The organism is Myroides guanonis, assembly GCF_900114085.1.
GTDB lineage: Bacteria > Bacteroidota > Bacteroidia > Flavobacteriales > Flavobacteriaceae > Flavobacterium > Flavobacterium guanonis.
The window spans coordinates 89,662-108,999 of sequence record NZ_FORU01000011.1; the positions used below are offsets into that span (position 1 = coordinate 89,662).

At 33.5% G+C, this 19,338-nt stretch carries 21 protein-coding genes; 3 read left to right on the forward strand and 18 right to left on the reverse strand.

Translation table 11 applies throughout. From position 1 onward, the window contains the following. Window positions 1-6 precede the first annotated feature (6 nt). From BM024_RS09930 to BM024_RS09945, 4 genes are all read right to left on the reverse strand, one after another. Window positions 7-867 carry an energy transducer TonB gene (locus BM024_RS09930; RefSeq protein ID WP_090679772.1) on the reverse strand — a complete coding sequence of 287 codons (861 nt, stop codon included), beginning with the start codon at window positions 865-867 and terminating at the stop codon, window positions 7-9. Window positions 868-896: 29 nt separating this feature from the next. Continuing rightward, window positions 897-1,439 (reverse strand): ExbD/TolR family protein, encoded by a 543-nt coding sequence (locus tag BM024_RS09935; RefSeq protein WP_090679773.1) that lies wholly within the window; start codon window positions 1,437-1,439, stop codon window positions 897-899. 20 nt (window positions 1,440-1,459) lie between these two features. Continuing rightward, window positions 1,460-2,071, reverse strand: coding sequence for an ExbD/TolR family protein (locus BM024_RS09940; RefSeq protein WP_090679775.1), 612 nt, complete (start codon window positions 2,069-2,071; stop codon window positions 1,460-1,462). A gap of 74 nt (window positions 2,072-2,145) precedes the next feature. Then, window positions 2,146-2,985 carry a MotA/TolQ/ExbB proton channel family protein gene (locus tag BM024_RS09945; RefSeq protein WP_090679776.1) on the reverse strand — a complete coding sequence of 280 codons (840 nt, stop codon included), beginning with the start codon at window positions 2,983-2,985 and terminating at the stop codon, window positions 2,146-2,148. A gap of 341 nt (window positions 2,986-3,326) precedes the next feature. Between BM024_RS09945 and BM024_RS09950 the strand changes: the two genes are divergently transcribed. Then, window positions 3,327-4,841, forward strand: a complete 1,515-nt coding sequence (locus BM024_RS09950; RefSeq protein ID WP_090679778.1) for a helicase HerA-like domain-containing protein — start codon at window positions 3,327-3,329, stop codon at window positions 4,839-4,841. 58 nt (window positions 4,842-4,899) lie between these two features. Here the strand turns inward: BM024_RS09950 and BM024_RS09955 are convergent, their stop codons facing one another. Beyond that, entirely contained in the window at window positions 4,900-6,237 is a 1,338-nt protein-coding gene (locus tag BM024_RS09955) for an FAD-dependent oxidoreductase (RefSeq protein ID WP_090679780.1), read from the reverse strand. A gap of 110 nt (window positions 6,238-6,347) precedes the next feature. On the opposite strand from BM024_RS09955, the gene BM024_RS13645 reads away from it, so the two are divergent. Beyond that, entirely contained in the window at window positions 6,348-6,506 is a 159-nt protein-coding gene (locus tag BM024_RS13645) for a lmo0937 family membrane protein (RefSeq protein WP_143077757.1), read from the forward strand. A gap of 27 nt (window positions 6,507-6,533) precedes the next feature. On the opposite strand, the gene BM024_RS09960 is transcribed toward BM024_RS13645, so the two are convergent. The 9 genes from BM024_RS09960 to BM024_RS10005 form a co-directional block, all read right to left on the reverse strand. Continuing rightward, window positions 6,534-7,619, reverse strand: coding sequence for an agmatinase family protein (locus tag BM024_RS09960; protein WP_090679782.1), 1,086 nt, complete (start codon window positions 7,617-7,619; stop codon window positions 6,534-6,536). Between the two features lie 81 nt (window positions 7,620-7,700). Continuing rightward, the gene (gene kynU / locus BM024_RS09965) at window positions 7,701-8,975 is read right to left on the reverse strand and encodes a kynureninase (protein WP_090679784.1); all 1,275 of its coding nucleotides are present in this window, start codon (window positions 8,973-8,975) and stop codon (window positions 7,701-7,703) included. 74 nt (window positions 8,976-9,049) lie between these two features. Then, window positions 9,050-10,012 (reverse strand): urea transporter, encoded by a 963-nt coding sequence (locus tag BM024_RS09970; protein WP_090679786.1) that lies wholly within the window; start codon window positions 10,010-10,012, stop codon window positions 9,050-9,052. 363 nt (window positions 10,013-10,375) lie between these two features. Continuing rightward, window positions 10,376-11,425, reverse strand: coding sequence for a tRNA preQ1(34) S-adenosylmethionine ribosyltransferase-isomerase QueA (gene queA / locus BM024_RS09975; protein WP_090679787.1), 1,050 nt, complete (start codon window positions 11,423-11,425; stop codon window positions 10,376-10,378). Between the two features lie 125 nt (window positions 11,426-11,550). Continuing rightward, the gene (locus tag BM024_RS09980; protein WP_090679789.1) at window positions 11,551-12,771 is read right to left on the reverse strand and encodes a 3-phosphoshikimate 1-carboxyvinyltransferase; all 1,221 of its coding nucleotides are present in this window, start codon (window positions 12,769-12,771) and stop codon (window positions 11,551-11,553) included. A 6-nt stretch (window positions 12,772-12,777) separates the two neighbouring features. After that, on the reverse strand, window positions 12,778-13,104 hold the full coding sequence (locus tag BM024_RS09985; protein WP_090679791.1) for a nucleotide pyrophosphohydrolase: 327 nt from the start codon (window positions 13,102-13,104) through the stop codon (window positions 12,778-12,780). A gap of 208 nt (window positions 13,105-13,312) precedes the next feature. Further along, the gene (gene dtd / locus BM024_RS09995) at window positions 13,313-13,765 is read right to left on the reverse strand and encodes a D-aminoacyl-tRNA deacylase (protein ID WP_090679795.1); all 453 of its coding nucleotides are present in this window, start codon (window positions 13,763-13,765) and stop codon (window positions 13,313-13,315) included. Further along, on the reverse strand, window positions 13,765-14,730 hold the full coding sequence (gene rsgA / locus BM024_RS10000; RefSeq protein WP_090679797.1) for a ribosome small subunit-dependent GTPase A: 966 nt from the start codon (window positions 14,728-14,730) through the stop codon (window positions 13,765-13,767). The genes dtd and rsgA overlap by 1 nt, the downstream gene beginning before the upstream one ends. Before the next feature lie 11 nt (window positions 14,731-14,741). Beyond that, entirely contained in the window at window positions 14,742-15,827 is a 1,086-nt protein-coding gene (locus BM024_RS10005; RefSeq protein WP_090679799.1) for a chorismate mutase, read from the reverse strand. A gap of 249 nt (window positions 15,828-16,076) precedes the next feature. Between BM024_RS10005 and gldA the strand changes: the two genes are divergently transcribed. After that, the gene (gene gldA / locus BM024_RS10010) at window positions 16,077-16,973 is read left to right on the forward strand and encodes a gliding motility-associated ABC transporter ATP-binding subunit GldA (protein WP_090679801.1); all 897 of its coding nucleotides are present in this window, start codon (window positions 16,077-16,079) and stop codon (window positions 16,971-16,973) included. A 40-nt stretch (window positions 16,974-17,013) separates the two neighbouring features. On the opposite strand, the gene BM024_RS10015 is transcribed toward gldA, so the two are convergent. Genes BM024_RS10015 through BM024_RS10030 form a run of 4 tightly spaced genes read right to left on the reverse strand, consistent with a single transcriptional unit; the run spans window position 17,014 to window position 19,310 of the window. After that, entirely contained in the window at window positions 17,014-17,628 is a 615-nt protein-coding gene (locus BM024_RS10015) for a deoxynucleoside kinase (RefSeq protein ID WP_090679803.1), read from the reverse strand. Continuing rightward, window positions 17,628-18,467, reverse strand: a complete 840-nt coding sequence (locus BM024_RS10020; protein ID WP_177190202.1) for a hypothetical protein — start codon at window positions 18,465-18,467, stop codon at window positions 17,628-17,630. The genes BM024_RS10015 and BM024_RS10020 overlap by 1 nt, the downstream gene beginning before the upstream one ends. Then, window positions 18,418-18,903 (reverse strand): dihydrofolate reductase, encoded by a 486-nt coding sequence (locus tag BM024_RS10025; protein WP_090679807.1) that lies wholly within the window; start codon window positions 18,901-18,903, stop codon window positions 18,418-18,420. Before BM024_RS10025 ends, BM024_RS10020 begins: the two co-directional genes overlap by 50 nt. Before the next feature lie 2 nt (window positions 18,904-18,905). Next, entirely contained in the window at window positions 18,906-19,310 is a 405-nt protein-coding gene (locus BM024_RS10030; RefSeq protein ID WP_090679809.1) for a 2TM domain-containing protein, read from the reverse strand. Between the last annotated feature and the right edge of the window lie 28 nt (window positions 19,311-19,338).

Consider the following 19,338-nt stretch of genomic DNA (forward strand, 5'->3'; position numbering starts at 1 on the left):
CATCACCTATTGCACTTGAATTGTAATTGGTAATGTAAATTGCGATCTCACGTTTCTTCCGTTTTGAACCGCTGGTTTCCATTTCGGCATATTATTAAGAACACGTACAGCCTCTTTACCAGCCCCATAACCTGGGTCACGTAGAACTTTAATATCCGTTAATGAACCATCTTTCTCAACGATGAACATAACAATCACTTGTAATCTCTTTACACTAGAATCTATATCCGGTGTTCTAAATCTACTAATGAATTGTTTTTGAAATGCCTGCATCCCCCCTGGTGGTTCAGCCTTTACTTGTACTGCAACGAAAACCTGATCCGGATCACCATCACCTGTACCGTCTTTTGCCCCTTTTCCTTTGTCGGCATCACCTGTTGCTTCTCCAGTTTTAATAGCTCCTTTATCCTTATCACCTTCTCTATCCTTTTTTCCTGGGTCTGCATCTTTGAAATCATCTTGTTTAGCGATTTCTTCAGTTACCTTTTCATCCTCCACTACTTTGATTTCAGTAAACTTTTTCTCATCACGAACAGATTTCTCTGCTGCTGGTGGTGGTGGTGGTGGTGGCACATCCAATTCTGGAGGTGGTGGTGGAATATCAACTGGTGGTGGTGGTACATCAATATTGATTACCTCTATCACCTTGTCCATATTCTTCTTGTTTTTTATACCAAACTGACCCTTTGCCATATCTATCAACATAGGTGAAGCAATTGCTAGTCCGAACAACGCAATACCTGAAAATAGCGCAAAAGTAGTCACTTTTGGATTTTCGGAACGCAATTGATATGCTCCGTAAGCCTTATTACGACCCTCGAAGATAATATCAATCCATTCTTTTTTAAAGATATTCAATTTTGACATAATTGTTGTATTTTTTATAACTAGCTAAACTAGTTTTCACCTAACATTGCAAGTTCTTCTGGAACAATATCTGATATAGCATATGCTTTCACATCGTTAATTGCCATCTCATCCAATATATCTACCAAATTTCTATAGTTAGATTTTTCGCTTGGTTTGATAATTACGATTACCCCTTTTTCAGGATCTCCTGTTGTTAAAGGAACAGATTTTACTTTTGATTGAATATCTACTCGTATACCACCCTTACCATAAACTTGGTCTTTTGGTCCCTCGAATGGAGATTCCACTTTTCCCATATACCAAACAATCTTATCGTTTTCACCTAAAAGAATTGTCATAGTTCTACTCTCCGCAACATTAGTTTCCGTCTCAGGATCCTCAGTATCTTCTTTCTCTGGCATTGCCAAATTCATAGACTGCGGTTTGTTCATAGATGTCGTCAACATAAAGAAGGTAATCAATAAAAATGCCAAATCCACCATCGCTGTTAAGTCAACTCCAGAATTTTGCTTCTTACTTCTTACTTTTTTCTCCTTACCGCCGCCGCCACCTGTATTTAATTCTGCCATTTACAGTAGTAATTTAATGATTAAAAATCCTCGTTTCTTAAGCCCGTTACTAAAAAGAATTTATTAACTCTTTGCTCCTGTAAAATATCCATCACTCTTTTGATTTTTGGATATTCTTCTTCTGCATCACCTTTAATAGCAACATCTAAGATTTTGTTATTTCTATCCCTTGTTACAACTCGTGCTGCCTGAACCCACTCTTTCAATTGATTATCAATAGAATCAGTTGGGATACCTGGCTGAACTGCTTTAGTAATAACATCAGGTGAAAGATTCAAAAACTGTTTTAATCCAGCTACAGGAGTACCGATTCCCTCTAAAAAAGAGAATTGTCTTTTCTCTGCATCTGTAAATTCAATATTATACTTCTCTCCTATATGCTCAAGCGTTTCAATACGCTCATTTTTTCCTAAAATCCCAAAGAATACTTTACCCTCACCTACAGTAACAGTTGCAAGATTTGATTCTGGCAATTTTGTTTGTACTGTTGAAGCAGGAGTATCCACTGGTAATGGCTCAGGAAGTTTAGCAGTCGAAGTCAATACGAAGAAAGTAAGTAGTAAGAAAGATACGTCGCACATCGCGGTCATATCAACACTCATACTTTTCTTTTTCATTTTACCTTTTGCCATTGTGAAATTGTTTTATAAACCCGTATTAAATCTCTCGGAATACTACGGGTTTATTATGATTATTACTCTTTTAATTACTTAATGAATCCAGCTTTGAATCTTCTGTATGATTGCGTGATAGCAAATCCAGCCTCATCAATAGAGTAAGTCAATTTATCAATTTTCGTAGTAAATGAGTTATACATTATAATTGCTAATGTAGATGTACCAATACCAGTTGCTGTACATACAAGTGCCTCAGAAATACCTGTTGCAAGTGCAGCAGAGTCAGGTGTACCAGCAGTTGCTAAAGCAGAGAACGCTTTAATCATCCCTGTTACTGTACCCAAAAGTCCAACTAATGTACCGATTGAAACTAAAGTTGCCAAAACAATCATGTTTTTCTCTAACATTGGCATTTCCAATGTAGTAGCTTCTTCGATTTCTTTTTGAATAGTTTCTGTAGCTTCTTCACTAGAAAAACCTTCTTTTTTAACTTCTTGATATTTAATCAATCCAGCTCTTACAACATTTGCAACTGAACCTTTTTGCTCATCACATTCTTGTAATGCATCTTCGATTCTACCTTCATTGATTGTAACTTGGATGTTTTGAACGAAGTTTCCTACATTTCCTTTACCAGTTGCTTTTCTGATAACAAAGAATCTTTCGATTGAAAACACAATCACCATTGTAAACAATCCAACCAAAGCAGCTACTACTGGTCCTCCTTTAAAGAAAATACCCATGAAGTTACCTGGTAGTGGGTGACCATTACGATCTCCATTTTCGAAGTTTCCTGGAGCTCCCATTACGAAGTCCCACATAACATATCCGAAAACTAAACATAAAACCACTGCTAATGCTGCAAAAATGTTGCTTACTCCTGAACTAGAACCTACTTTTTCAACTGATTCGTTTGATACGTTTGTCATTTTTTTAAAATTTAATTCTTTTTTTCAATTATTACTCAATGTTTTTCTCTCCTTTTTATCTTAATGAGAGTCGCAAATTTATACGTTTCGGTCAAATAAAAAAATTAAAAGTGATATTTTTCATTTTATTCTTCTTCAATTTAATGCAAAAGAAACATACAGACTCTTCAAGAAAATAAATCGTTAAGCAAAGGTAAAGATAACAACTCTATTTTAATTAAATCCACTTATTGTTACCATTCCTTAAAATTTAACATTCACAAACCCTATGCATTCTCGTCTCAAAACCCTTATATTTGTATATATAACCCTCTATCCAACCCTCTATCCAACCATCTATTATGAATAACAACGTGACTTTCTCAAAGACCATACAAGAAGGATATTCATTCAAAGGCGACTACATCACAATTGGTGGCGCTCAACTTCAAAACGAAATTATTCCCAATCACTTTATAAATATTCCCTTAAAAACTTTAAATAGACACGGTCTTATTGCAGGAGCAACTGGAACAGGAAAAACTAAAACAATTCAAGTCCTGTCTGAACAATTATCCTTAAAAGGAATTCCTGTTCTAATGATGGATATAAAAGGTGATTTCAGCGGAATTGCACAAGAAGGCTCTATTAATGAATTCATTACTAATAGGCATCAATCAATGAATTTACCTTATTCCTCTAAAGCATTCCCTGTTGAATTATTATCAATTTCAGAAGAAAACGGAGTTCGATTACGATCAACTATAAGTGAATTTGGCCCCGTATTGTTTTCAAGAATATTAGACCTAAACGATACTCAAAGTGGAGTTGTATCTATTTTATTTAAATATTGTGATGACAACAACCTTCCATTACTCGACTTAAAAGACTTTAAAAAAACATTACAATTCATAACTAACGAAGGTAAAACAGAAGTAGAAAACCTCTATGGTAGAATTTCAACAGCCTCGACAGGTTCAATTTTAAGAAAGATAATTGAGCTTGAACAACAAGGCGCAGAACTATTCTTTGGAGAAACATCTTTCGACATAAAAGACTTAATGAGAGTTAACGAAGAAGGACTAGGATATATTAACATTTTAAGATTAACTGACATACAAGATCGTCCTAAATTATTTTCTACATTTATGTTAAGTCTTTTGGCTGAAGTATACTCTGAAATGCCTGAGCAAGGAGATGCAGAACAACCAGAGCTCATTATCTTCATAGACGAGGCTCATTTAATATTCGACCAAGCAAGCAAAGCGTTATTGAATCAAATTGAAACCATTATTAAACTCATTCGCTCTAAAGGAATAGGTATTTACTTTATTACGCAAAACCCAACAGATGTACCAAACAGTGTATTAGCTCAATTAGGATTAAAAATACAACATGCACTGAGAGCCTTTACAGAAAAGGATAGAAAAGCAATTAAATCCTCATCTGAAAACTTCCCTAATACGGAATTCTACAAAACCAATGAGATAATCACACAAATGGGAACTGGTGAAGCTTTAGTAACAGTCTTAAACGAAAAAGGAATACCTACTCCACTGGTGGTATGCACATTAAGATCTCCAATGAGTAGAATGAACATTCTAAACCCCCAAGAAATAGATAACATAGTATCAAACTCCAAGCTTACTAGAAAATACAACACACCAATTGATAGGGATAGTGCCTATGAAATGTTGACAAGAAAAATTGACCAAGCCAATCAACAAGAAGTGGCATTTCCAGAAACAAAATCTCAGAATAAAACTTCGCAAAAAACAAATACTATAAACCCAATATTAAAAGTTATAACCAGCGCTACATTTATCAGAGGAGCATTCGGTATACTCAACAAAGTGCTAAATAAAAAATCTAGATAACATTGAAATTTATTATTCAAACTAAAAAGTGAGCTCCATCTAGTGCTCACTTTTTTTATTAAAAATGGCGAAGCATCATGTTTTCTACTTCCTTAGAATCCCATTTTTCAGAAATATTATCAAGAGACATAATCTCCTCCATAATTGAACTTTGAAAATCCCCCAATTTTAATGCCTCCGCATATGAACCGGAACTAAACGTCACCCTATCATAAAGAGGTAGCCAATAATTTGGATACAAATCCGTAAAACGTTTTTCGATTTTCTTCTGAAGTAAAAAGTTAGGATCTGCGGTTAAAGTACTCATCTCAATAAAATTCCTATCAGACAATTCTGCAATAGCGTCCGCATTTGGTTTTCTACTAATTTGATACTTTTCTAAACAAGTCGCCCAGTCTTTTGGATATTTTGAAAGCAAATCCAACAACTCAGAAACGTCCTCTAATCCTGCATTTAAACCTTGACCATAAAAAGGTACAACCGCATGTGCAGCATCACCAATCAACGCCACCTTGTCATTTGCTACCCAAGGATAACAAGTTGTAGTAACAAGTGAATTTGTAGGGTTAGTAAAAAAATCTTTCTTAAGACTCATTATTAATGGGGCTGCATCCTTAAAATATGTTTCAAAGAAAACACCCAAATCCACTTCTGTCCGAATCGCTTCGAAAGAAATATCTCCCTCAAAAGGCATGAATATAGTACAAGTAAAACTACCATCTAAGTTTGGCAAGGCAATCAACATAAAGTTACCTCTTGGCCAAATATGGAAAGAATTAGAATCTAATTTATGTTTCGAAAATTCATCCGCATCAATTGTCAATTCCTTATACCCAATATTCAAATAATGCTGACTATACTCAAATCTACTTTGCCTTTGCATCCTTGCTCTAATCTTCGAATAAGCACCATCAGCTCCAAAGACTATATCATAAGGCATAGCATCCCAAGAACTCATCTCATTTTCACCCGTATACAGAACAGCCTCCTTTAAATCAATATCAAAAATAGGGCAATCAAAAATAAAATTAACACCTACTTCTTCAGCCAATGCAACAAGCTTTTGATTAAGCCCTCCTCTTGACACAGAGCAAATACTTTCTCCATGAACTCCATACTGTTGTTCCACAGTAGATGAATCTATTTTATGTATCGCTCTTTTATTCATTGGAATTGAAATTTCGCGAACCTCATCACCAATTCCCACCTTATCTAGGGCATTCCACCCACGTGTAGATAATGCCAAGTTAATTGAACGTCCCGAGAAATCAATCATTCGTATATCCGAACTCCGATCTATTACATCAACTTCATAACCCATCTTTTTCAACCCTATCGCAAGAACGGTTCCTACCAATCCAGAACCTACAATCCCTACTTTTTGCACCTCATTCATAACAAAACTTTTTAAAACCAACCTATCCTCAACCTTAGCTTAACACAAAACCCATTGATTTTCAACTAAAAAGATGTAAATTTACTTTATTAATCACAAAAAAAACTACAATGAAAAATTTAATTTGGGTTATTGCGATTATCCTTTTAATAGGCTGGGCAGTTGGATTTTTTGGATTTGGACAAGCTGTTGGTAGCTTCATCCATATCTTATTAGTATTAGCTATTATAGCTATAATTTACAGATTAATAACGAGTAGTAAAAAATGAAAAATCCCCCGAATTGGGGGATTTTTTCTATTTCACAAACTCTATTCTTTCCCCAACATTCATTTTTTGCGATTTCGCAAATACTCCACACATATGGAATAGTAACCTAGCTCCTACATTTCCATCCCAATCATCATCACCAGGTGCTACTTCTACCAAATCCATTCCAATAATCTCTTTATCAGAAGCCGCTAACTTATCCAATAGATAAGTCGCTTGTTCATAAGAGAGACCCCCAGGAACTGGCGTTCCAGTATTTGGACAATACCAAGGCAACAGTGCATCTATATCAAAGCTAATAGCAACTTTTTTAGGTAATGAATAAATAATTTCATCACAAATTTGCATCCATGATTTACCTTCAAAAAGCGATGCTTTCAAATCAGCATCAGTATGCACTAAAACTCGTCCTTTCTCATTCTGAACCACTTTTAGCTCTTGATCACAAAAGTCACGGATACCAACTTGTACAATCTTTGAAACAGCATCTAACTTTAAAGTATTATACATAATTGACGCATGTGAATAAGTAAATCCTTCATACGCCTGTCTTAAATCCATATGAGCATCAAAATGTAAAATCCCAAATGAATCATGTACTTTTGCTAAAGACTCATAATACCCCAAAGGAGTACTATGATCTCCTCCTAGAAGTATCACTTTTTTCCCTAGATCCATCCAATATGATACTCGATTAGAGACCTCCTTTTTCAAAACATCACAAGCTCTATTTATCTTATCTAAATCAGATTGCAATAAAGGAAAAGTATCAATCTCTTCACCATTTTCTAATGCTTCTATAATTGGCTGCGCCAAACCTTTCAATATCTCGCTTTGTTCAGCCCAATGTTCCGGAGCATCATCATAAAAGATACCAAGTTTCCATAACTCGGGATATTTCTGATGCAGCAAATCAACCTGATAAGAAGCCTCTAAGATTGCGTTTGGCCCTTCAGAAGCCCCAGCACCATAACTAACCGTTACCTCCCATGGAACCGGCAAAATAATAATTTCACTTTCTTCAGCCGTAAAAGGCAATCCGTAAATAGAAGCATCAGCTAAACCAGGTTGTGATGGGTCAAAACTGTCTATCTTCTGTTGTTTAATCGACATTATTATAGTTTTAAATATTGTGCAAATGTAGGATTATAATTTAAAATCATGCTTTCATTATTCTATTAATAAAAGTTTCATTTAACTCTTAACTCCATTTTTTAAAATCTGACCGAAATGATACATATCTTCATAAGAAGTATACAGTGGTACTGGTGCTAAACGAATTACATTTGGTTCGCGCCAATCTACAATTACCCCCTCTTCCATTAAATAATCAAACAATCTACGCCCTTCTCCATGCAATAAAACTGATAATTGACTTCCTCTTTCCTTTGGATCTGAAGGAGTAATAATTTCAAAATTAGCATTGGTTTCTCTAGCAACCTCTTTTAATATGAATTCCAGATAAGAAGTTATAACATCTCTTTTTTCTACTAACTTATCCATCCCTATTTCATCAAACATTTCAACAGATGCCAAATAAGGAGCTAATGATAAAATTGGTAGATTACTAATTTGCCATCCATGAGCACTTTGAATTGGATCATATTTTGGTTCCATTAAAAAACGACGCTCTTTATTATGTCCCCACCATCCACCTAAACGAGGTAAATCCATATTATTATGATGCTTTTCATGAATAAAACACCCTGAAGCATTCCCTGGTCCTGAATTCATATATTTATAACTACACCAAGCAGCAAAATCAGCTCCCCACTCATGTAATTCTAATTTAATATTACCCGCCGCGTGTGCTAAATCCCACCCCACATATGCATCATACTCATGTGCTTTAGCAGTTATCGTTTTCATATCTAATACTTGTCCTGTATAGTAGTTCAGTCCTCCTATTAATACCAAACTCAATTCATCACCAACTTCATCAATTTTGGCTAAAATATCTTCTATCCTAAAATTATGTTCTCCATCTCTTCTTTTAATCTCCACAATAGTATCCTTAGGATCTAAACCATGAAACTGAACCTGACTTTGAATCATATACTGGTCACTTGGAAAAGCCTTTTCTTCACATAATATTTTAAATTTCTTTTGTGTAGGTCGGTAAAAGGACGCCATTAATAGATGTAAATTAACTGTTAGCGTATTCATCACAGTAACTTCTGATGGCTTCGCACCAACAAGTTTACTTAATGGACTACTAAATCTTTCATGATAATCCCACCAAGGTTTATCTGCAAAAAAATGTCCTTCAACAGCAAGATTAGCCCAATCATCCATCACTTCTTTCACATAGTCTACTGACCTATTTGACTGTAATCCTAATGAATTACCTGTAAAATAAATCACTTCCTTTCCATTCACTTTTGGAAAATTAAATTCAGTTCTATATTTAGCTAACGTATCTTTTTTATCAAGTTCTCTCGCAAACTCAAGCGTATTTTTAAATTCCATTAAAATTTTTTTTTGGTTTGGGTAAAATTAATAGAGTTCAAACAATTTGCAAACTATTTTCACTCATAAAATTATTAATCCACATCAGTGGTAAACATATTTGATAACCTACGAATTCTCTTCTCCGCAAATAATAGTATCCACATAGTCATAACAAATGGAAATGTATAAGCAGGTATCTCAAATTTATTCATCAAAGAGTCTATTAACACAGTAAGTATTGTACTAAATATAACTAATAACCCATCTCTATGCCTAGTTCCTGAAAATGCTATTGCACAAAGAACAGCATTAAAACTTACCATACCTGTTCCAATAACCACATCTGGCCCTTCAATCATTCGAGAAATCGTTATTGCTAATATAGAGGCAAACATTCCATAAAGCGCCGCTACAGGCTTATTAACATAAACACCAATTAAAAACATCAAACTAGCCAAAAAGCTAGCCTGAAACATAACTTGACCAAAACCGTGAGTAGCAAAAATCAACACATCATCTAATCTCTCATCTTGATAACTCATACCAATGAAAACTAAAAACCTTTCAAACATTTCCGTTATAGGTTGCTGTAGTAGATTTTCATCAACTGTCGGATGTGAAACCAAAGGCAGTAGAGATTTTGAATTAATTAGATAAATCACAATCCAGCTCAGGAACACAAATGGAAACGTAAAAATCCTTATTTCTTTCAACAAAGCAACATGCATCATTAAAGTAGCCACCGCAGCTGACCCAATCACCCAACCTAAAGAAGTCCAACTTAAACCGTATTGAAAAACAATAATGATACCCATTAAGGCTGCATTAAAACCATACATACCTTTTTTTAAACCTTTAGTATCATTCTTAGAATCTAAAAGATACCCCAATGCCGTTCCTGTAATAGTTCCAACCAACAACCCTATAGCCATATGCCATGAACAATATACTATACCAATGAAAAATATCAAGCCAGTTGTAGCATTTTTTTGAAACATTATCTGAGCAATACCTCGAAAATTCCATTTAACAAACTCCTCTATCTTTTTAATCATACTTTAATCTTTATTAAAAAACAATATCAACTAAACCAACATTCTAATTCTAAAAATCGCAATTCTGTCCCTAACAATATCTTAATATTCTAAGATTTTGAAGATACAATATAGCTATTTCATCTACACAAAAATTAAAGGAATCAAAAAATAAAAATAGAAACAAAATGATAAATTCATTCCATTGAATCATCTTGAAAAGACTTCACATTTGCAATCCAAAACACAATATAACTTATGCTATTCTAAAAATAACTAAAAAATTATTCTCAAGTTATAAACTTCCCCCTCCAATCTTCATCTACAAAAAAAGGGGTTACTTCACCTGAAGTAACCCCTTTTTTTAAATATTTAAAAAACCACTTAAAGAATCAACATAGCATCCCCATAAGTATAAAACCTATAGTTTTCTTTTATTGCTTCCGCATAAGCTTTTTTCATCAAATCATGTCCACAAAATGCCGATACCATCATAAGTAAAGTGGATTTCTGCATATGAAAATTGGTTATCATACAGTTAGCAATACTGAAATCGTAAGGAGGAAATATAAATTTATTTGTCCATCCTTCATAAGGGTTCAAAGTATGACTAGAAGACACAGTACTTTCTAGTGCACGCATAGAAGTTGTTCCAACTGCACATACTCTTTTCTTATTTTCCTTTGCCTTATTAACAATATCACAAGCTTCTTGTGTAATTTGCATTTCTTCAGAATCCATTTTATGCTTAGAAAGATCCTCAACCTCCACAGGATTGAAAGTACCTAACCCTATATGTAAGGTAACCTCAGCAAAATCCACACCCTTAATTTCCAATCTCTTTAAAAGATGTTTAGAAAAATGTAGTCCTGCAGTTGGTGCCGCAACAGCTCCTTCTTCGGTAGCATAAATTGTTTGGTAACGTTCCGCATCTTCTGGAACTACTTCTCTATTCAAATATTTAGGTAATGGCGTTTCCCCTAATTCTGTCAATTTCTCACGAAACTCTTCATAAGAACCATCATATAAAAATCTCAAAGTCCTACCTCTTGAAGTCGTATTATCAATAACCTCAGCAACTAAAGATTCATCATCTCCAAAATACAACTTATTACCTATACGAATCTTACGAGCTGGATCAACCAAAACATCCCATAAACGTTGTTCTGCACTTAATTCCCTTAATAAAAAAACTTCAATTCTAGCACCTGTTTTCTCCTTATTACCATATAATCGTGCTGGAAATACCTTAGTATTATTCAACACCATCACATCACCTTCATCAAAATAATCAATTAAATCCTTAAATAATTTGTGCTCAATAGTTTGAGTCTTTCGATCTACTACCATCAAACGTGCTTCATCTCTATTCTCTGATGGAAATTCAGCTAATAACTTTTCAGGTATATCTAAATTAAAATGGGATAACTTCATTTTTCTTGAAATTTAATTAAACAACAAAGGCATTTACCTTTATTTACAGTTTGCAAATATACGACCTAGAACTAGGCGTTGTCAAGTAATTCAAAGAGTATTTTTTATAAATAGCTTATTTACCGCTATTTCAATACAAAACCTAGTTTTTCTATATCTTTCCAGAAGTTCTTATATGATTTTGTTACAACCTCTGAATCCTTAATTATCAAAGGTACTAATAAAGCCAAAGGAGCAAAAGACATTGCCATTCTGTGATCCTGATAAGTTTCTATCGTTACATTAGAGGTCATCCCTTTCGAAGAAGACAAATACAGGGAGTTCTGAGTAATTGAAATCTCAGCACCTAATTTTTTCAATTCATTATTCAAGGCAACCAACCTATCTGTTTCTTTAATTTTCAATGTTTGTAATCCAGTTAACACACATTCAATTCCTAACCCAAAACAACAAACTGATAAAGTTTGAGCCAAATCAGGTGTATCATTTAAATTAGCAATAAAACTTGATTGAGATTCTCTTTCCTTTATTATCTCAATTAATCCACCTTTTATCTCTATGGTTTTAACACCAAGTCGCTGAAATAAAGAAACCAATTGTGAATCGCCTTGTAAACTCGATAGCTTATAACTTCCTAACCTCAAATTAGTCCCTATAGGAGAAAGCGCAACCATAGCGTAATAATAGGAAGCTGAAGACCAATCTGATTCTATTTCAAACGTCCGAGGGGTTATATCTCTACAAGACTCTACTTTAATTGTACTTTTTTCAAACAATATGGATATACCAAATTCCTTTAATACTGATAAAGTCATTTCAATATAAGGCATTGAGATAATCTCATTAGAAAGCTCCAACTCTATACCAGTCTCTAAAAAAGGTGCAATTAACAACAGTGCCGAAATATATTGACTACTCACTCCAGCTGAAAGTCTGACACGCCCGCCTTTTAACCTATCACCTATTATTCTTAAGGGTGGATATCCCTCTTTATCTAAATAATCTATTTGAGCCCCTAAATTTCTTAATGCATCTACCAAAACCCCAATAGGTCGCTCACACATTCTCTTACTTCCCGTCAAAATTGTTTCTCTGCTAGGTTGCATTGAATAATAAGCAGTAAGAAAGCGCATAGCTGTACCTGCATGATGAATATCAACAAGTTTTTCATTAGAATTTAAAGCCTTATATAAAACTTCGGAATCATCAGAATCGGAGCTATTATATAATTGAATGTTTCCAAATAGTTTCTGCAAAATTAACAGCCTATTAGTTTCTGATTTACTACCTGAAATCTTCAGAGTCATTCCAGACTTTAAATTGCTTTTTTCTATAAAAACATCCATTCTAAACTATTTCAACTTTTCATTATTATGGTGACGATCGTGATCTCTGTCGGTTTTTATATCCATTTTCTTATCAAAAGCATCCTGTAAATTAACCCCTGTTTGATTCGCTAAACATAGAACAACAAAAACAACATCTGCCAACTCTTCTCCTAAATCTTTATTTTTATCGCTTTCCTTCTCAGATTGCTCTCCATAACGTCTTGCAATAATACGCGCTACTTCACCAACCTCTTCAGTTAGCTGAGCCATATTTGTTAATTCATTGAAATAGCGAACTCCGTGTTCTTTTATCCAGTTATCTACTGCTTTTTGAGCGTCTTGTATATTCATTATTATTTTTTATTTTTTTTTCCAAATAACCCTCCTTTTATCCATCTATCATACACTATCATCAATACTATAAAAACAAAATACTTTCCTAAGAAATTGGTCAAACAAATCGTATCGACATCTAAAAGACAATTCAAATCATTTGAAAAAGCCCAAGTCAACAAGATATAAATGAAAGTAAATAACCCGTATTTTTTTAAAATATTCATTATTCTTTATTTTTTGAATCAATTAATATCGTAACAGGTCCGTTATTACATAGACTAACTTTCATATCTGCACCAAAAGTTCCAGTAACTATTTTTTTTCCTAACTCTTTTTCTAATTGACCAATCATACTCTCGTATAAAGGTATCGAAATAGAAGGTTTGGCTGCCTTTATGTAAGAAGGTCTATTTCCTTTTTTTGTAGAAGCTTGTAGGGTAAATTGACTTACAAGCAAAATTTCTCCATCAATTTGCTTTAATGAAAGATTCATTATTCCTTCTTCATCATCAAATATTCTTAAGTTGACTATTTTACCAGATAGCCACTCTATATCTTCGTTCGAATCCGCTTCTTCTATTCCTAATAAAACAACCAGCCCTTCATCAATACTTCTTTTCTCATCGTTATTTATCAGAACATTTGCTTCTGTCACTCTTTGAACCACTATTCTCATTATTCTTCTTGATTTCTTCCGTCTTTGTAAATATCATTTCTATAATGCTCTTCATCCCCTTCTAATATCTGTATATAACTATTATAACGAGACCAAGCTACCTCATCCTTATCCAATGCGTCTTTTACGGCACATTGCGGCTCTTCTTTGTGCATACAATTATGAAATCTACAACGCTCCTTTAACTCAAAGAATTCTGGAAAATAGTTACCTAATTCACTTGGCTCAATATCCACAACACCAAAACCTCTAATCCCCGGTGTATCGATAATTTGCGCATTAAAACTCAAATCAAACATTTCTGCAAAAGTCGTTGTATGCTGTCCTTGTTGATGCTGCTCAGATATTTGAGCTGTTTTCAAATTCAAAACTGGTTCAATTGCATTCACTAAAGTAGACTTACCAACTCCTGAGTGACCAGAAAACATAGAAACTTTCCCTATCATCTTTTCTTTAATCGCCTCAATACCCTTTCCTTCCGAAGCAGAAACCCTTAAACACTCATATCCAATATTTGAATAAATATATTGCAAATACAATTGTTCGTCTAATGTCTCTTCATCAAAAGTGTCTATCTTATTAAATACAAGAATAGTCTTAATCCCATATGCTTCTGCCGAAACCAAGAATCTATCTATAAAACTTGTTGTAGTTACTGGATTATTAATAGTGACGATTAAAAAAACTTGATCAATATTTGAAGCGATAATATGTACCTGTTTAGATAAATTCACCGATTTCCTAATAATATAATTTTTTCTCTCTTCTATCTCATGAATAACACCTGTAACCTTATCATTATTCGTTTCTAACTCAAAAGCAACATGATCACCAACCGCAATTGGATTGGTACTTTTTATCCCTTTTAATCGAAATCTACCTTTAATTCTACACTCATAAAAAAGCCCATCCTCGGCTTTCACAATATACCAACTACCTGTTGACTTGTAAACTATTCCTTTCATATATTAGGCCATTACTCCTTTTTATTAATGATTTCATTTTGTCTGTAAATACTTTCTTGATGAATCGCTGTATACAAGGCAGTGATAAACTCAGGAGTCAACCCCTTAAAAATCCCCTCTTGCATCATTTTATCAAACATATTCTTCCACCTTTCTTGCTGCAATACCATTACATTTTTCTCCCTCTTTAAATAACCTATCTCATCCACAATCTCCATTCTCCTACTCATTAACTCCAATAATTTTTGGTCGATATCATCCAAATGTGTTCTGAAAGCATTTATTTTTGAAAGATAATATTCTGTATCATCAGAACAATTCCGAATAGCTAAATTATCTAAAATATTTTTTAAGCCTATTGGGGTCACTTGTTGAGCAGCATCGCTCCAAGCTTTATCTGGATTATTATGAGTTTCTATCATCAAACCATCATAATTCAAATCCAATGCTTGTTGAGAAACCTCCATAACTCGCTCTCTATTGCCCGTAATATGTGAAGGGTCACAAAAAATAGGTAGATTCGGAAATTGAGTTTTCAAATCTATAGGTATTTGCCATTCTGGAATATTTCTATACTTAGTCTTTTCATAAGTTGAGAACCCACGATGAATAACACCTAAATTATTGATCCCTGCTTGAACCAATCGTTCTAAACCTCCAATCCACAATCCTAAATCGGGATTAACAGGGTTCTTTAATAATACTATCTTATCGGTACCTTTCAAAGCATCTGCTAATTCTTGAACAGCAAAAGGATTAACTGTAGTCCTAGCTCCAATCCATAGAACATCTATATCTGCATTTAAAGCTAAATCAACATGTTCTGCAGTAGCAACTTCTGTCGCTAGTTTTAAACTTGTCTCACTTCTAACATCCTTCATCCATTCCAATCCTATTGCACCAACCCCCTCAAAACCTCCTGGACGAGTTCTAGGTTTCCAAATTCCAGCCCTAAAAACCTTAACTTGTTCTGGTAGAGATTTTGCAATACTCATAAGCTGCTCTGGTGTTTCAGCACTACAGGGTCCAGCTATTATAGCTGGAACTTGCCCTTCAAAAATAGACAACCACTTTTTATTTGCAATCTCTTTATTCATAGCTACAAATTTACCATTCTATTTAGCAATACATCCCTATCACAATGTTTAATTATTGTAAAAATAAACATTAAACTCACTCTAATCGCTTTTGAAAACAAAACAAATTTTACTACTTAAATTCAATTGAACGTCATACATCCATACCTACAGTTAGAAATAAACAAACCAAAGCCACATTATCACCTAAGTGTTCTCAACATTTCACATTAAAATAATTACATTTGTTTATCTAACAATTATTACCTTATGTCTATTACTGTTTCTAATATTAGCAAATCCTACGGGGAACAAAAAGCTCTAAATGCAATCTCGTTCACTATCAAAAAAGGTGAGATTGTCGGTTTTCTAGGTCCAAATGGTGCAGGGAAGTCCACTCTAATGAAAATCCTAACAACCTATTTAGCACAAGATTCAGGAGAAGCATTTGTTAATGAATACAATGTACAAACAGCTGCCACCAAAGCTCAAAAAAGCATTGGCTATTTACCAGAACACAATCCTCTATACTTAGACCTATATATAAGAGAATACCTGGAGTTTAATGCTGCAATATATAAAGTATCAAAAAAAAGAATTGAAGAAGTAATTGAACTAACAGGACTTACACCTGAAGCTCATAAGAAAATAGGACAACTTTCTAAAGGATACAGACAACGTGTAGGTCTTGCTACCGCATTACTACATGATCCAGAGGTTTTAATATTAGATGAACCCACAACAGGTCTAGACCCCAATCAATTACTTGAAATTCGGACTCTAATAAAAAATATATCTAAAAACAAAACAATTTTTCTTTCTACTCACATAATGCAAGAAGTAGAAGCTCTTTGTGAGCGGGTAATAATAATCAAAAAAGGAGAGATTATAGCCGACCAAAAATTAAACAATCTTTTAGACACGAATGAACATCAGATAATTTCCGTAGAATTTGATTTTAAAATAGAGAAACAATTTATCGATAAAATCCCTAACCTTATAAAAGCCAATAACGTTCATGACACGCAATGGGAGTTTACATTTCCAGCAGGAAAAGATATGCGAGGCTTGGTCTTTGATTTTGCAAATGAAAACGGACTCAAAACCTTATCAATTCAAATTAAAAACCAGAACTTAGAAAATATATTTCGAGAGATTACTCAATAAAAAAAGGATTCCAATCTAGGAATCCTTTTTTTATACAAGGTTAAAACAGCCCATTTATTTCAGCATCAATTCTTTGAATTATACTTCCTAAATCTTCAGGATTACCAACAAAATCCATATGATCAACATCAATTATTAGTAATTTCCCTTTATCATAAGTCTGAATCCAAGCCTCATACCTTTCATTCAATCGATTTAAATAATCTATTGAAATAGAATTCTCATACTCTCTTCCTCTCTTATGAATTTGATCGACTAAATTAGGTATTGAACTCCTCAAATATATAAGTAAATCAGGTGCACCAACGAGCTCTTCCATCATTTCAAACAAAGAACTATAATTTTTATAATCCCTATTAGACATCAAGCCCATAGCATATAAATTTGGCGCAAATATATGAGCATCTTCATATATTGTACGATCTTGTATAGTTGCTTTACCGTTTTTTCTTATTTGAAGAATCTGTCTAAAACGACTGTTTAAAAAATATATCTGAAGGTTAAATGACCACCGATCCATTTTATGATAAAAATCATCCAAATATGGATTGTCAACTACATCTTCAAAATGCGGTTCCCATTTAAAGTGCTTTGCTAAAAGCTTCGTAAGCGTTGTTTTTCCTGCCCCAATATTTCCTGCAATAGCTATATGCATTACGATAATTTTAATTGATAATTATTCAAAACTCTATTGCCAAAAATACTCAATTTTTGAGTGTTAAAAAAAAATCCTGAAATGCTTTTAGCATTTAGATTGATTTTTGAAGAGCTATTCTTTTCGAAGTCTACATAAAAAAGTTCATTATTATAACTATACAAAATGCTTTTCGAATTCAATATTTGTAGTAAATCATGTTTAGGTATATAAACGTCTAGTATTTTATTACCATAAATATCTACACCTTTTAATTGATTATCTTCTGTAACCCAGAATAGATGATTCACATCTGAGTAATACTTTTTCACATCCTCTCCAATCATCGTATATAATTTATTCACTCCACCTCTCCTAGGATCATATCTATTTACTGACTTCCCTAATTCATCAACAATCCAAAATGTATTTCTAACACTATTCGCTACAAATGAAATCTCATAAGTTGATAAAAGTTTTGAAAAATCAAACTGATTTACTAAAACAAGATTTTCATCTAAAATCATCCAAGTATTATATTCCTTATAATAAAGTCCAAGCTGAACAGGATTTGCAAAATCAATGCAATATATCTGTCCTAAAGAAAATTCCTGAAAACTAAATACCTTTCCTCCTTGAGATTTCGTCACTATATTTCCTGTTAACCAATAAGAGTTATCTAAAATATCCTTACCCAAAAACACCAACCCCCTAACTTTTTCTGAAGCTAAAGAATCAACCTTTAATAACGATTGACCTTTTATAGTGAATGTAAATAAAAAAAAGACAATCAACACATTACAAAGAGTCCTAACGCTTAATAAATGTTTGAAAGGTAAAAGGATACTCATGCTTCTCATCTATATTGTGTTTTAATTCAGACAAAAGTTTCCATTCTTCCTCTTTTAACTTAGGAAAAAAAGCATCTGCATCAAAAGTATGATGCACTCGAGTCAATTCAACTTTATCTGCAAAAGGTAATGCTAAATCATATATTTCCCCTCCCCCAATTACAAAAACCTCTTCTTGTCCACTTGTCAATTTCAGAGCTTGCTCTAAACTGTTTACAACAATACAATCTTCCGGAGCATCATAATCTGTTTTTCTGGTTATAATAATATGCTTCCTATTAGGTAAAGGAGACTTAAAAGATTCAAAAGTCTTACGTCCCATAATAATATAATGATGAGAGGTAAGACTTTTAAAATGCTTAAAATCATCAGGTAAATGCCATAACATCTTATTATCCTTACCTAAGGCATCATTTTCAGCCGCCGCTGCTATAAGTATCAGCATAATTAAAAATTTTGATTAATGGAATTCGAATCATCATTAGACATATTCGATTCTACTTTTGAAGTTGTAGCTTCTGTAATAAAATCTTGCTCTACTTTTTTCTGTAACTCCTCTATCTTTAATTTTTGTTTTTCAATCAATTTATCAATTTGAGTTCTCTCCCATTTTTTATTCATGAAAGAATCAACAATCAATACATTTACTGCATGTAATGCTAATAAAAATGCCCAGACTGTGACTACCCAAGGATACCACTTAAAAGCAGTAGGGTCTTGCATTAAAAACTCATTGGAAACATACATTAACAAGCTGCCTAAGACAAAAACTACAAAATGAAAAAACAGTAGTTTTTTTTGCTTCACTCGTTTTCTTGCATCTTCGTATAATTCATGCGGTATTTGTTCCATAATAGCAATCTTTTAAATTTGAATTAGT

What these genes read in the sequence shown, in the direction of transcription:
- BM024_RS10025 (WP_090679807.1), bottom strand. Translation starts at nt 18,903, where the DNA reads ATGCTGATACTTATAGCAGCGGCGGCTGAAAATGATGCCTTAGGTAAG.
- BM024_RS09985 (WP_090679791.1), bottom strand. Translation starts at nt 13,104, where the DNA reads ATGAATATACAAGACGCTCAAAAAGCAGTAGATAACTGGATAAAAGAA.
- BM024_RS09960 (WP_090679782.1), bottom strand. Translation starts at nt 7,619, where the DNA reads ATGTCGATTAAACAACAGAAGATAGACAGTTTTGACCCATCACAACCT.
- gldA (WP_090679801.1), top strand. Translation starts at nt 16,077, where the DNA reads ATGTCTATTACTGTTTCTAATATTAGCAAATCCTACGGGGAACAAAAA.
- queA (WP_090679787.1), bottom strand. Translation starts at nt 11,425, where the DNA reads ATGAAGTTATCCCATTTTAATTTAGATATACCTGAAAAGTTATTAGCT.
- BM024_RS09970 (WP_090679786.1), bottom strand. Translation starts at nt 10,012, where the DNA reads ATGATTAAAAAGATAGAGGAGTTTGTTAAATGGAATTTTCGAGGTATT.
- dtd (WP_090679795.1), bottom strand. Translation starts at nt 13,765, where the DNA reads ATGAGAATAGTGGTTCAAAGAGTGACAGAAGCAAATGTTCTGATAAAT.
- BM024_RS13645 (WP_143077757.1), top strand. Translation starts at nt 6,348, where the DNA reads ATGAAAAATTTAATTTGGGTTATTGCGATTATCCTTTTAATAGGCTGG.
- BM024_RS10030 (WP_090679809.1), bottom strand. Translation starts at nt 19,310, where the DNA reads ATGGAACAAATACCGCATGAATTATACGAAGATGCAAGAAAACGAGTG.
- BM024_RS09955 (WP_090679780.1), bottom strand. Translation starts at nt 6,237, where the DNA reads ATGAATGAGGTGCAAAAAGTAGGGATTGTAGGTTCTGGATTGGTAGGA.
- BM024_RS09950 (WP_090679778.1), top strand. Translation starts at nt 3,327, where the DNA reads ATGAATAACAACGTGACTTTCTCAAAGACCATACAAGAAGGATATTCA.
- BM024_RS09980 (WP_090679789.1), bottom strand. Translation starts at nt 12,771, where the DNA reads ATGGATGTTTTTATAGAAAAAAGCAATTTAAAGTCTGGAATGACTCTG.
- BM024_RS09930 (WP_090679772.1), bottom strand. Translation starts at nt 867, where the DNA reads ATGTCAAAATTGAATATCTTTAAAAAAGAATGGATTGATATTATCTTC.
- BM024_RS09940 (WP_090679775.1), bottom strand. Translation starts at nt 2,071, where the DNA reads ATGGCAAAAGGTAAAATGAAAAAGAAAAGTATGAGTGTTGATATGACC.
- BM024_RS10005 (WP_090679799.1), bottom strand. Translation starts at nt 15,827, where the DNA reads ATGAATAAAGAGATTGCAAATAAAAAGTGGTTGTCTATTTTTGAAGGG.
- rsgA (WP_090679797.1), bottom strand. Translation starts at nt 14,730, where the DNA reads ATGAAAGGAATAGTTTACAAGTCAACAGGTAGTTGGTATATTGTGAAA.
- BM024_RS09935 (WP_090679773.1), bottom strand. Translation starts at nt 1,439, where the DNA reads ATGGCAGAATTAAATACAGGTGGCGGCGGCGGTAAGGAGAAAAAAGTA.
- BM024_RS09945 (WP_090679776.1), bottom strand. Translation starts at nt 2,985, where the DNA reads ATGACAAACGTATCAAACGAATCAGTTGAAAAAGTAGGTTCTAGTTCA.
- BM024_RS10015 (WP_090679803.1), bottom strand. Translation starts at nt 17,628, where the DNA reads ATGCATATAGCTATTGCAGGAAATATTGGGGCAGGAAAAACAACGCTT.
- BM024_RS10020 (WP_177190202.1), bottom strand. Translation starts at nt 18,467, where the DNA reads ATGAGAAGCATGAGTATCCTTTTACCTTTCAAACATTTATTAAGCGTT.
- kynU (WP_090679784.1), bottom strand. Translation starts at nt 8,975, where the DNA reads ATGGAATTTAAAAATACGCTTGAGTTTGCGAGAGAACTTGATAAAAAA.